The sequence below is a fragment of the Aminicella lysinilytica genome (genome assembly GCF_004362975.1).
Lineage (GTDB): Bacteria > Bacillota > Clostridia > Peptostreptococcales > Anaerovoracaceae > Aminicella > Aminicella lysinilytica.
In genome coordinates, this window is record NZ_SNXO01000015.1 from 23,432 (window position 1) to 36,163 (window position 12,732).

13 protein-coding genes are annotated in these 12,732 nt (G+C 36.9%); all 13 read left to right on the top strand.

What is annotated here, in order from left to right:
• Positions 1-3 precede the first annotated feature (3 nt).
• Positions 4-885 (top strand): ArdC-like ssDNA-binding domain-containing protein, encoded by an 882-nt coding sequence (locus EV211_RS05200; protein WP_133528367.1) that lies wholly within the window; start codon positions 4-6, stop codon positions 883-885.
• A gap of 9 nt (positions 886-894) precedes the next feature.
• The gene (locus EV211_RS05205; protein WP_133528368.1) at positions 895-1,092 is read left to right on the top strand and encodes a hypothetical protein; all 198 of its coding nucleotides are present in this window, start codon (positions 895-897) and stop codon (positions 1,090-1,092) included.
• Positions 1,079-2,872: a VirD4-like conjugal transfer protein, CD1115 family gene (locus EV211_RS05210; RefSeq protein ID WP_133528369.1), complete on the top strand. Its 1,794-nt coding sequence runs from the start codon at positions 1,079-1,081 to the stop codon at positions 2,870-2,872. The genes EV211_RS05205 and EV211_RS05210 overlap by 14 nt, the downstream gene beginning before the upstream one ends.
• A 16-nt stretch (positions 2,873-2,888) precedes the next feature.
• A complete protein-coding gene (locus EV211_RS05215; protein WP_073109998.1) occupies positions 2,889-3,257 on the top strand; it encodes a glutamyl-tRNA amidotransferase in 369 nt (122 codons plus the stop codon).
• Positions 3,258-3,331: 74 nt separating this feature from the next.
• Positions 3,332-4,168 (top strand): hypothetical protein, encoded by an 837-nt coding sequence (locus tag EV211_RS05220; protein ID WP_133528370.1) that lies wholly within the window; start codon positions 3,332-3,334, stop codon positions 4,166-4,168.
• Between the two features lie 29 nt (positions 4,169-4,197).
• Positions 4,198-4,563 (top strand): PrgI family protein, encoded by a 366-nt coding sequence (locus EV211_RS05225; RefSeq protein ID WP_073110005.1) that lies wholly within the window; start codon positions 4,198-4,200, stop codon positions 4,561-4,563.
• Complete coding sequence (locus EV211_RS05230; RefSeq protein WP_133528371.1) at positions 4,556-6,889, top strand: VirB4-like conjugal transfer ATPase, CD1110 family; 2,334 nt, start codon at positions 4,556-4,558, stop codon at positions 6,887-6,889. The genes EV211_RS05225 and EV211_RS05230 overlap by 8 nt, the downstream gene beginning before the upstream one ends.
• Before the next feature lie 30 nt (positions 6,890-6,919).
• Positions 6,920-7,684: a class B sortase gene (gene srtB, locus EV211_RS05235; RefSeq protein WP_133528372.1), complete on the top strand. Its 765-nt coding sequence runs from the start codon at positions 6,920-6,922 to the stop codon at positions 7,682-7,684.
• Between the two features lie 12 nt (positions 7,685-7,696).
• Positions 7,697-8,191: a hypothetical protein gene (locus EV211_RS05240; protein ID WP_133528373.1), complete on the top strand. Its 495-nt coding sequence runs from the start codon at positions 7,697-7,699 to the stop codon at positions 8,189-8,191.
• A 12-nt stretch (positions 8,192-8,203) separates the two neighbouring features.
• Complete coding sequence (locus EV211_RS05245) at positions 8,204-9,937, top strand: lysozyme family protein (protein ID WP_133528374.1); 1,734 nt, start codon at positions 8,204-8,206, stop codon at positions 9,935-9,937.
• A gap of 181 nt (positions 9,938-10,118) precedes the next feature.
• Positions 10,119-11,843, top strand: a complete 1,725-nt coding sequence (locus EV211_RS05250; RefSeq protein ID WP_133528375.1) for an N-6 DNA methylase — start codon at positions 10,119-10,121, stop codon at positions 11,841-11,843.
• Positions 11,844-11,845: 2 nt separating this feature from the next.
• The gene (locus tag EV211_RS05255; protein ID WP_133528376.1) at positions 11,846-12,349 is read left to right on the top strand and encodes a hypothetical protein; all 504 of its coding nucleotides are present in this window, start codon (positions 11,846-11,848) and stop codon (positions 12,347-12,349) included.
• Positions 12,350-12,515: 166 nt separating this feature from the next.
• Complete coding sequence (locus EV211_RS05260) at positions 12,516-12,722, top strand: helix-turn-helix domain-containing protein (protein ID WP_133528377.1); 207 nt, start codon at positions 12,516-12,518, stop codon at positions 12,720-12,722.
• Positions 12,723-12,732 lie beyond the last annotated feature (10 nt).

Consider the following 12,732-nt stretch of genomic DNA (forward strand, 5'->3'; position numbering starts at 1 on the left):
AAAATGACAAATGATTTTGAACCAAGAAAAGCGAATGAAAGACCAAGACTTTCAAAAGAAGAGTTTGCAGAGAAAAAGAAAGCAGAAAAAGAAGGCATTTATATAATGGCAGATGAAACTGGAAAAGAAATTGTAAATGACCCTGAGAAGTTTATGGAATATCTAAATACGCAAAGCCAGATGGATAGATATTCAGCAGTGAATACACTTCTTATTTACAATCAGTTTCCAGAAGCGACACAGTTAAAAAACTTTGAAGACTGGAGCAAAGAAAATGTGAGAGTGAAAAAGGGTGTGAGAAGTATTTCTATCTTAGAGCCAGTAGAATATACCCGAAAAGATGGGAATACAGGAGTATCTTATAATGTGAAAAAGGTATTTGATGTTTCACAGACAAATGCAAAGAGACCGCCTGCACCAAGCGTAAATCGTGACCCGAAAGAATTGATTACTACAATGCTTGATTCATCACCCGTTGATGTAGAAGGAACGAATGAACTTCCATATCCGAATATGGCAGCATTTTATAATAATGAGAAGCAGGTACTCTATGTGAAAAGAGATGTGGGAGATAGTGTCGCTGTTGCTCAATGCGTAGCACAGGAACTTGGACACGCCCAGCTTTCCATCAATAGTGACAAATACAGCCGCTTGGAGATGGGATTTCCCGCAGTGTGCATTGGCTATATGCTTTGTAAAAAGTATGGAGTGGACACACAGAATTTTGCTATCAATCGAATTCCTGACAATATGAAAAATGCAGAGCCGCAGGAAATCAGAGGAGAACTTTCCAAAATGAGAAATGCAATGGCGGAAATCCATTCCAGAGTTTCTGATGAGCTGTATAAGAAAAAGCAGGAACGTTTCAAAGATTATGAAAGATAAGGTGAGCATATGGTAAAAGAAGAAAAATATTATATTGCTTTGGATGACTATGAGCATGGAATTATTGTCCGCTCTCTCAATGACACGAAAACGGAACTTCAAAAAGAAGGAAAGTTTACAAGTGATGTGAATGACCTTATTGTGAAAGTCGGAACAGCCCCAAAGAAGAAATTCAAAGTAATAGAAAAAGATAATGAATCGAGATAGAGAAAAACAGTCGTCAATTATTTTATCTCTGATTGGCATTATTCCTATGATATGGCTTGGATTAAAAATTGCACCATCAGCCAAAGGTGGTCTGCCAGAAATATTCCAAAGCTTGATGTTGATATTTGAAAAACCATTCCATATAGAATTTTGTGAAGACAGCCTAAAAACGGTCCTCATTTTGCTCTTGTGCTATGGAATGGGGATTGGTATCTATCTCTCATCGAATAGGAACTATCGCAGACGGGAAGAGCATGGTTCGGCTAAGTGGGGCAATGCCAGAACCGTAAATAAGAAATATAGGCAAAGTCCGCAATCAGAGAACAAGTTAATGACTCAATCGGTGAGTATTGGGTTAAACGCTAAGAAACACAGGCGAAACCTTAATACCTTAGTATGTGGTGGTTCAGGTGCAGGAAAGACAAGATTTTATTGTAAACCGAATCTAATGCAATGTAATACCTCGTTTGTAATACTTGACCCGAAGGGAGAAATGCTTCGAGATACGGGTAAACTCCTTGAGAATAGAGGATATGAGGTAAGGGTTCTTGATTTAATCTCAATGGAAAAGAGCCATTGTTATAATCCATTTGTATATTTAAAAAATGACAATGATGTGCAAAAGTTGGTCACCAATCTTTTTAAAAGTACAACGCCAAAAGGTTCGCAGAGTAATGACCCATTTTGGGATACTTCTGCTTCAATGCTTCTTCTTGCACTTGTCTTTTATTTGCATTATGAAGCACCCGAAGAAGAACAGAATTTTGCAATGGTAATGGAGATGTTAAGGGCGGCATCCATAGAAGATGAAGAAGACACAAGACCGTCTCCCCTTGATGAATTGTTCCAAGATTTAGAGATGATAAATCCTGAGCATATTGCCTTGAAATATTATCGTTCTTACCATTCAGGTTCTGCCAAAACATTAAAATCAATTCAGATTACACTTGCAGCACGATTAGAAAAATTCAACTTGGAAAGTTTAGCTGCACTTACGACAACAGATGAACTAGACCTGCCATCTATGGGAGAGAAGAAGGTGGCACTGTTCGCATTGATACCAGATAATGACTCCAGTTTTAACTTTCTGGTCTCGATTTTATATACACAATTATTTCAACAGCTTTTCTATACTGCTGACCATATCTACGGTGGAAGTTTGCCAATGCCAGTCCATTTTCTAATGGACGAATTTGCAAATGTTTCATTGCCGGATGACTTCGACAAGATTTTGTCGGTAATGCGTTCCCGTAGTGTATCGGTCAGTATTATTTTGCAAAATTTAGCACAGTTAAAAGCACTTTTTGAAAAACAGTGGGAAAGCATTGTGGGTAACTGTGATGAGTTCCTCTATCTTGGTGGAAACGAACAGTCAACCCATAAATATGTGTCAGAACTTCTAGGTAAGGAAACCATTGATACGAATACCTTCGGAAAAAGTACAGGCAGAAGTGGTAACTACTCCACGAACTATCAAATAAGTGGCAGAGAATTACTTACCCCAGATGAAGTAAGACTTCTGGATAATCAATATGCCATTCTTTTCATTCGAGGAGAACGCCCAGTGATGGACTTGAAGTATGACATTTTAAAACATCCAAATGTCGCTATGACAACAGATGGAAAAGAAAAACCGTATGCACACGGTGAGGTAACAATTGAACACACAACTATCTCTATGATTGCGATGGACATTACAATGCTTCCAAGTGAGAACTATGGAGAAACAAACTATGAACTTCTATCCGATGAGGATTTTGAAGGAAACAACAACTTATAATTTGGAGGAAATGAATATGACATTTTTTAAGAAAAATAACGAAACAAAGGTAACTAAGAAACTTCCAATGACAGGAAAGGTGAAGAAAGGTTTTAAAGCATACTGCACGATGATGATTATGGGTGCTTTGATTATTGGAACGGGTACAGTGGCATTTGCTGCTGAAGGAGGCGACCCTCTTACCGTTATCAATAATCTATCCACATTTATCTTTAGTCTGATTCGTGCGATTGGTCTTATCCTTTTAGGATTTGGTATCGTGCAGGTAGGCTTGTCACTGAAATCTCACGACCCATCACAGAGAGCTAATGGATTTCTTACACTTGCAGGTGGTATTATCATCACATTTGCAAAAGAAATTCTTACTCTTATCACTGGAGCGTAAGACGGGGTTCGTTATCAACGAGGGGTGTACCGAGGAACCTGGTACACCCTATTTTAAGAAGGAGGTACGAATAAATGAGTGATAACTGGGTAGTCCAAAACCTCGAAAATGCCTTGAAGACTTGGACTGACAAGATGAGCGAAATATGGACATTGCTTACTACCACACCTCAGAATTTCAAAGGCGGAGGAATATGGAAAGTAATCGTAGACATCAATGGAGCAGTTCAGGCAATCGGTATTGCATTACTGGTGCTTTTCTTTGTTGTAGGTGTGGTTAAAACCTGCGGTTCTTTTACGGATGTGAAGAAGCCTGAACACGCATTAAAACTATTCGTTAGATTTGCAATTGCAAAAGGTGTAATCACCCACGGTATGGAACTAATGCTTGCACTTTTTAGCATTGCTCAAGGAACGATGTCTACCATAATGAAAGCGGCGGGATTTGGAGTTCCAAATAAAACAACACTTCCAGCAGAAATGATTAAAACCATAGAAGATTGTGGATTCTTTGAGAGTATCCCACTTTGGGCAGTAACGCTTATTGGAGGTCTGATTGTAACTGTCTTATCGTTTATCTTGATAATGAGTGTGTACGGAAGATTTTTCAAAATGTATATGTACACAGCACTAGCACCCATTCCACTTTCTACGTTTGCGGGAGAGCCATCACAAAACATCGGAAAGAGTTTTGTGAAAAGCTATTGTGCAGTATTGCTTGAAGGGGCAGTTATAGCTCTTGCTTGCATTATTTTCTCTGTGTTTGCGTCTTCCCCACCAGTGGTGAATCCAGACGCAGCAGCAGTAACGCAGGTATGGGCATATATTGGAGAGTTGGTATTTAATATGCTGATTCTTGTGGGAACAGTAAAAATGGCAGATAGGATTATTCGAGAAATGATGGGACTATAAAAATATAGAAGGAAAGAAAGGAAGACTTTATGGAAGTAAAAATCAATCGAGAAATAAGAAACTTCACAGAATCAATGTTTTTTGGACTGTCACTTAGACAGTTCATTTTTTCTGTCCTTGCTTGTGGGGTAGCCGTAGGAATTTATTTTTTAGGCAAACCCTATCTTGGAATGGAAACGACATCTTGGGTGTGCGTGGTTGGAGCATTTCCCTTCGCTGCACTTGGATTTTTCAAATATAACGGAATGACTGCTGAAAAAGCAATTTGGGCGTGGATTAAATCAGAATTTCTTATGCCAAAGAAATTGGTGTTTAAGTCCACCAATACCTATTACGAGTTAATGAAATCAAATATTGAACAGAAGATTAAGGAGGCAAAGAAACAAAATGATTAAAACACTAACAACATTATTTAAACAGGATAAAGAGAAATTTGTTGTACCGAAAGGGGTGCAGGACATTCTGCCAGTGAATGTGATTTATGATGATGGAATCTTTAGAAGCGGAAAGGACAAGTATTCTAAGAGTTTTAAGTTTACAGATATTAACTATGCAGTAGCAAGCAGAGAGGATAAAGAAGCGATGTTTCTTGAATACTCAGAGCTGCTGAATTTTCTTGATAGTGGTGCAACGACTAAACTCACTATTAACAACAGAAGATTGAATCGACTGGACTTTGAAAAGACAATTCTTATCCCAAGAAAAGAAGATGAACTTGATGAATATCGTGAGGAATATAATAAAATGCTCCTTGATAAAGCAACTGGGGCAAATGCCACTGTGCAGGATAAATATGTTACCATTTCTATCAATAAAAAATCTGTTGAAGATGCAAGAAACTATTTCTCAAGGGTAGGTGCAGACTTGATTTCGCATTTTAGCAGGTTAGGTAGTAAATGCGTAGAACTTGAAACAGATGAAAGACTTCGTATTATTCACGATTTCTTTCGAGTGGGAGAAGAATCCACGTTTCATTTTGACCCAAAAGATAATCGTAAGAAGGGGCATAGTTTCAAAGATTATATTTGTCCAGACTCTATGGAATTTGAAAATGACTATTTCAAAATGGGAAAGAGATATGGCAGAGTAATCTTTTTAAGAGAGTACGCCTCTTATATCAAAGACAGTATGGTAGCGGAACTTACGGATATGAACAGAAACCTGATGATGTCTATTGATATTGTGCCAGTGCCAACAGACGAAGCAGTAAATGAAGCTGAGAGCAGACTTCTTGGAGTAGAAACAAATATTACGAACTGGCAGAGAAAACAGAATCAGAACAATAACTTTTCTGCGACAGTGCCATATGATATGGAGCAGCAGAAAAGAGAGATGAAAGAGTTCCTTGATGACCTTACTACTCGTGACCAGAGAATGATGTTTGCAGTGCTTACTATGGTTCACACAGCAGATACAAAAGAGCAGTTAGACAATGATACAGAAGCACTTCTTACAACAGCAAGAAAGCATTTGTGTCAGTTCGCAGTTCTGAAATTTCAGCAGATGGATGGGCTGAAAACTGCTATGCCATTTGGTGTAAGAAAAATTGATACGTTCAGAACACTTACAACAGAAAGCTTGGCAGTATTTATGCCCTTTAGAGTGCAGGATATTTATCACGAAAATGGTATCTATTATGGTCAGAATGTTATCAGTAAAAATATGATTATTGGAGACAGAAAACAGCTCTTAAATGGTAATGAGTTTATTCTAGGTGTATCGGGTGGTGGTAAGTCCTTTGCGGCAAAAGGGGAAATTATTAACCAGATGTTATCCAGCGATGCAGATATTATTGTTATCGACCCAGAGCGTGAATATTCCCAGCTTGTTAAAGCAATGGGAGGTGAGATTATCAATATTTCAGCAACCTCACCAAACCATATCAATGCGATGGATATGAATAAAGATTATGGTGATGGAGCAAATCCAGTCATTCTTAAATCTGAGTTTATTATGTCTCTTTGTGAACAGCTTATTGGTGGGAAAAATCTTGGAGCGAAGCAGAAATCAATCATTGATAGATGTACTGCAAGTGTTTATCATACCTATCAGCAAAATGATTATACGGGTACAGTTCCAACCTTACAGGATTTTCGAGCAGAGTTATTAAGTCAGCCTGAACCAGAGGCAAGAGAGATTGCACTTGCCATCGAATTATTCACCCACGGTTCATTAAATACCTTCGCCAAACCAACAAATGTAGATACGGATAACCGCCTTATCTGCTATGACATCTTGGATTTAGGAAAACAGCTTATGCCTATTGGTATGCTTGTCGTTCTGGATAGTATTCTGAACAGAATTACGCAAAACAGAGCAAAAGGGAAGCATACCTTTATTTTTATTGATGAGATATATCTGTTGTTCCAGCACGAATATTCAGCGAATTTCCTCTTTACACTTTGGAAGCGAGTAAGAAAATATGGTGCATACGCAAGTGGTATTACGCAGAATGTTGACGACCTTTTGCAGAGCCATACAGCAAGAACAATGCTTGCTAATAGCGAATTTATTATTATGCTGAATCAGGCATCCACAGATAGAATTGAACTTGCAAAACTCCTTAACATTTCAGACCTTCAGCTTTCCTATATTACCAATGTAGACGCAGGGCATGGATTGATTAAGGTAGGCAGTGCATTAGTGCCTTTTGCAAATAAATTCCCTAAGAATACGAAGCTCTATAAACTGATGACAACCAAACCAGGCGAGGGCATTTAGCTCTCGCTTGGTTCTTGAAAGGACAGGAAAATGAAGATAAAAACATATCGAATCATAATTGCCATATTAGGTATCGTGTTTCTTGTAAGTATGGGAGCAGTGGTAAAGAACTACTTGGATTCTCAAAAGCAGCAGGAATTATATAATGACCTTGCAGAAGTTGTGGAAACAGAACCAGAGAAAGAGGAAAAGCCAATGATTTATGACGGAGATACAGAGTTTCTACTAGATTATCAGGAACTATATCTTCAGAACAATGATATGGTTGGGTGGATAAAAGTAGAAGATACAAAAATCAATTATCCTGTGGTTCAGTCAAAATATGCACCAGACTTCTACTTAAAGCATAAGTTTGATAAATCATATTCAGAATATGGGTGTCCTTATGTGCAGGAGAATTGTGATGTAGACAAACCTAGCGACAATCTCATCATCTATGGCCATCATATGAATGATGGCTCGATGTTTGCCGAACTTACGGAATATGAGAGTAAAGGATTTTATGAAAATCATAAGACAATCACTTTTGACAGTGTAGCACAACACAGAGAGTACGAGATTGTTGCAGTGTTTAAAACCGTTGCTTATTCCAGTGACGGATTCCAATATTATCGTTTTGTAGACGCTGAAAATAGTGAGGACTACGATAATTATATCGAAAAATGCAAGAAATTAGCCTTATATGAAACAGGAGTTTCTGCCCAATACGGAGATAAACTTATTACCTTATCTACCTGTGAATATTCCCATAATAATGGCAGATTCGTTGTAGTAGCAAAATTAAAAACAACATAGAAGGAGATGTGTATGAGTAGCATTATTTACTTAATGGCATTGTTTATAGCAAAAGTTGTAGATAATGCACTAGGGACAACAAAAACAATAATGATTCAAAGAAGTCGGTGGGTAATTGCAGGATTTGCTGTAATACTTTCCGACTTTATTTATTTCTGGATAACGAAGCGGGTTGTGTCTGCTGACAACTCAATTGCAATGCTTGTAGTAGCAGTTGCAGGTGGAGTTGGATGTTCTTTGGCTTGTTTTGTTAATGAAAAACTGTCAAAGGATAAAACTTATGTGAATGTGATTATGTCAGATAATCAGGATGAGATGAAGAAATTACGGGATTTTCTAGCACACCATCATATCACAAATGTTGCAACAGACAGTTACACATTGAATTGGAATGACAAGACCATCACAATTACCGTTTATGCAGAAACAAAAGCCGAGAGCAGGTTAATCAACCAATTCATAAATAAGAGTTCTGTGAAATTCAAAAGAGTAATCCAGCAGAGCTAGAAAGGAGGCTCTATGGCAGATATAAAAACAAAAGATGTGATAAAAGGCACAATCAAAACTTTAGACCGAGCTGCCATTGCGACGGATAGAGTAAAACACGCTTATGTAACAACAAAAGATAAAGCAGAACAAGTGGTACGGACAGATGAAAGCTCTGGTGGAGAGTATGCTTCTAATAAAGCTTCAGCAGGACTATCTGCTGGGACACGCAGAGGAATACAGACTTTTGATAAAGTCGGCAGAGAAAGCACCAAAACTACGATTGACAATGTGAAGAAAACAGCCGAATTCACAAAAGAGAAAGTAGCAAAAACAAAGCAAAACATAGAGAAGTTTAAGTATAAGAGAGCTGAACAATCACTGAAAAGACAATCTGGAAAAGCACCAAATCAATCTATCAGAACAGCAAAAGAAGTTGATAAGAATATAAAGCGGTCTGTAAGGTCAACGGGAAATAAAACCATTAAACGTGGAATAAAAGCACCTGCTAAAACTACAAGGAGATACTTAAAGACAGCGGAAAAGACTTCAAAGACAGCAATCAAAACCACAGAGCAGAGTGCAAAAGTGGTAAAGAACACTGCTAAGACAAGCGTGAAGGCTACTCAAAGGGCAGCTCGTGCAACAAAGAAAGCAGCAGAAACAACAGCGAGAGGTGTGAAAGCTGCAACCAAAGCCACAATTCAAGCAGTGAAGGCAATTATCGCAAGTACCAAAGCTCTTATTACTGCAATTATTGCAGGAGGTTGGGTAGCAGTTGTAATTGTTGTTATTTGTGTGCTACTGGGTGCGGCGGTCTCTCTATTTGGAGGAGGGACTGAAAATTCGGGATATACTCCTGTAAGTCAAGAGGTGGAAGCCTATACACCGACAATTACCAAGTATGCGAAGCAGTATGGCATACCTGAGTATGTAGAACTGATTAAGGCAGTTATGATGCAAGAAAGCGGTGGCAGAGGGAATGACCCAATGCAGGCGGCAGAGGGAGCATTTAACACGAGATACCCTAAGCAACCAAATGGTATTCAAGACCCTGATTACTCCATCCAATGTGGAATTCAGGAACTAAAAGCTGCTCTTAATTCCGCAGGTGTAAAAAATCCAATTGATATGGAAAATATCAAACTGGCATTACAAGGCTACAACTTCGGAAATGGATATATTACTTGGGCGAAGAAGAATTATGGTGGATACTCTTATGCAAATGCAGTGGAATTTTCCACAAACCAAGCTAAAAAATTAGGCTGGGACAGTTACGGGGATACGCTATATGTATCTCACGTTTTAAGATATTATCCTTATGGTCGAGCTTTTACCAGTGGTGGTAATCAAGCGATTATCGAAGTTGCGTTATCTCAACTTGGGAACAAGGGAGGACAACCTTATTGGTCGTGGTATGGATTTGATTCTCGTGTGGAATGGTGTGCCTGCTTTGTATCTTGGTGTGCAGACCAAAGTGGATATATTGAACAAGGCATTATCCCTAAGTATTCCTTGTGTAGTGATGGAGTAAACTGGTTTAAGAAAAATAAGCAATGGGAAGATAGAAATGCAACCCCGCCTACGGGAGCAATTATTTTCTTCGACTGGGGGAACGATGGAACAATTGACCATACAGGACTTGTAGAAAAATGCGAGAATGGTAAGGTTTATACTGTCGAGGGTAACTCAGGAGATATGTGTAGGCAAAGAGAATACGCAGTAGGAAGTAGCGTAATTTATGGTTATGGAATACCTGCATATTAGGAAGTTTTGGTCAAAGAAGAAAACATTAGGTGACTGCCTTTAGAGGAAGTCATCTACTACATTAAAAAATAGGTTATGAAAAACCTAAAAATATTTCTTGACTTTTTGAGGGGAAAGGATTATGATTACCTTACAAGATAAAACAAGGTTATAAAAAACCTAAAAAAAGGAGGAAAACATTTTGGATAGAAAATATTTTGAATTATTAAAAACAATAAAGACAGATGAAGTTGCATTTAAATTAGCTAATACATTGAGAACAATTGAACCAATGGATTCAATTCACGCAAAATCAATTTCCATAGCAATGGTGTTAAGAGAATTGATAAAAACAGAAGGCGTTGTTGACATCGCACAAGTAATAGAAAAAATAGAGTTGCCAGAAGATACACTAAAAATATTAAAAGATTTTGTTATGGATTCTTTCGATATTATTGAGAACTATAGGGGAAAATTTACATTAGAACAATTGCTGGCTTATATTCTATTTGATAATTCTATGGAGGATGGAAAGAGAAGTGAATGTACTACACCTGTAGGATTATCTCGTCTGGCAAATGAAATACTAGATGTGGAAACAACGGATAATGTGCTTGAATTATGTTCAGGACTTGGTGGCTTTGCTGTTGAACAATATGGAAGAGGAGAGTGTAATTCATATCTTGGGATTGAATTGAACTTTATTGCTAAATATATTGCAGACATAAAAGCCTCAATCTTAGGTGAGAACTATTCATTTGTTTTAAGTGATGCTTTTGAATATAGAGTTACAAGAAAAGCGGATAAACTTTTTGCAAACTATCCATTTAATCTAAAACTGTTATCAATGAATGGTCAAAAGGAAAATATACAAAATATGCTTAAAATAAGTGAAGATATTACTCAAAGGGCATCTTCTGATTGGCTATTTAATGCAACTTTAATAGAACAGATGAAAGACGATGGTAAGGCTGTTGCCATTATGACTAATGGAAGTAGTTGGAATAGAAATGATGAAAAAATCAGGAAATACTTTATCGAAAATGGTTACATCGAAGCGGTAATTGCATTACCAACGAAACTTTTTTCATCAACAATGATTGGTACTACAATGATTGTTTTTAGCAACAACAACAAAACAATCAGATTAGTAGATGCTCGTGAAGTGTGTACTTCTGAAAGAAGAAATAACGTTTTGAAAGATAAAGATATTGCAGAGATTATAAGCTTATTATCTCAGGATTCAAAAATATCTGTTAAAAAAGGGGTAGAGGATTTTGCGGATAATGAATATATTTTAAATCCTGTAAGATATTTTGAAGAAGTGCCTGAAATTAAAAATGGTGTAGAGTTTGATACGATTATTAAGAATATTACTAGAGGTTCTCAACTGAAGGCGGCAGATATTGAATCATTAAAATCAGAAGAAGAAACCGATTATCAGTATCTTATGCTTTCAAATATAAGCGAAGGCATATTAGAACTAGAGAATAAGCAGTTCCTTAAAGAAATTCCATCTAAAATGGATAAATATTGTGTACCTAACAATTCAATAGTTCTATCTAAAACTGGAACACCAACATTTAAGTCAGCGGTGGTATCTGTTGCCAAAGGGAAAAAATTACTTGCAAATGGGAACATTTTTGTTATTGAGCTAGATGAAAGTAAAGTCAAACCATTTTATATACAAGCATTCTTTGCTAGTGAAATAGGTGTTATAACGATGAAAAGTATAAGCTCTGGCTCTAATATTTCAACAATTTCGCTGGATAAATTAAAGAAAATGATTGTTCCATTACCTAGTTTAAAAGAACAGGAGGTTATTGCGAACAAGTATGCAGCTTCAATGGATGAATTGATTTTACTCAGAAAAAAGATTGAAAAGATAACCGCAAAGATGGTTCACATTTTCGATGAGGAGGTGTAACAGTGCTTGAATATGAAGAATTAGAGGAAATAATAGATACAGTTACATCTAAAATCACATTGGCAAATCGTATGGGAGAGTTAGAAACTTTATTAGAAAAATGGGAATTACTCGATTTGATAAGAAGTGAGCCTGTTTATGAAACTAAAAAAGATGGCATTATTTTAGTGATTGGAGATTCAGAAGTTAAAGAGAACAATCTGGATGGAATAATAAAAAGTTTGGGACTCGATAAAAATAGGTTTGAATTTTGTTTGGGATATGATAAACCCAAAACATATCAGTACAGTAAGCTGCAATATAACACGAATTATAGAGCTGTTATATTCGGTCCAGTACCTCACAGTAGCACAGGGAAAAAGGATAGTGGAAGCGTAATTGCGGAAATGAAATCTCACGAAGGGTATCCAAGAGTTGAAGTATTAAGTAGCAATCACGCACTCAAAATTACAAAGACTAACTTTAAAAATAAGTTAGAAGAATTGATAAGCGAGAATTACATATAAGATAAGGTTTTTATACAAACGAGAGTAGGTGTTGAAAAAATATAACATCTACTCTCGACATAGATGAAAATATAAGCCGAATCATTGAAAATCGGGATTTTAGTGTTATAATGTATTATAAGTAATTATAGCCACTTATTTATGGTTTTGTATGAGGAGAAAAAGAATGAAATTAAGTTATTTAAAGCTACAAAAACTGATGGTTGAAAATCAGATGAAGGGTACTGATTTGATAAGAGCTGCTGAAATAACTGCTTATGCAATGACAAAAATAAACAAAAACGAACCAGTATCGCTTGAGAATCTTATGAGGATATGCAAGGTTTTTCATTGTGATATTGGAGATATATGCGAAGTTATACTAGAAGATTAAAATATGGAGG

Coding starts and splice junctions, on each gene's coding strand:
- EV211_RS05260 (WP_133528377.1), top strand. CDS start 12,516: ATGAAATTAAGTTATTTAAAGCTACAAAAACTGATGGTTGAAAATCAG.
- EV211_RS05230 (WP_133528371.1), top strand. CDS start 4,556: ATGATTAAAACACTAACAACATTATTTAAACAGGATAAAGAGAAATTT.
- EV211_RS05220 (WP_133528370.1), top strand. CDS start 3,332: ATGAGTGATAACTGGGTAGTCCAAAACCTCGAAAATGCCTTGAAGACT.
- EV211_RS05210 (WP_133528369.1), top strand. CDS start 1,079: ATGAATCGAGATAGAGAAAAACAGTCGTCAATTATTTTATCTCTGATT.
- EV211_RS05225 (WP_073110005.1), top strand. CDS start 4,198: ATGGAAGTAAAAATCAATCGAGAAATAAGAAACTTCACAGAATCAATG.
- EV211_RS05215 (WP_073109998.1), top strand. CDS start 2,889: ATGACATTTTTTAAGAAAAATAACGAAACAAAGGTAACTAAGAAACTT.
- EV211_RS05205 (WP_133528368.1), top strand. CDS start 895: ATGGTAAAAGAAGAAAAATATTATATTGCTTTGGATGACTATGAGCAT.
- EV211_RS05200 (WP_133528367.1), top strand. CDS start 4: ATGACAAATGATTTTGAACCAAGAAAAGCGAATGAAAGACCAAGACTT.
- EV211_RS05240 (WP_133528373.1), top strand. CDS start 7,697: ATGAGTAGCATTATTTACTTAATGGCATTGTTTATAGCAAAAGTTGTA.
- srtB (WP_133528372.1), top strand. CDS start 6,920: ATGAAGATAAAAACATATCGAATCATAATTGCCATATTAGGTATCGTG.
- EV211_RS05245 (WP_133528374.1), top strand. CDS start 8,204: ATGGCAGATATAAAAACAAAAGATGTGATAAAAGGCACAATCAAAACT.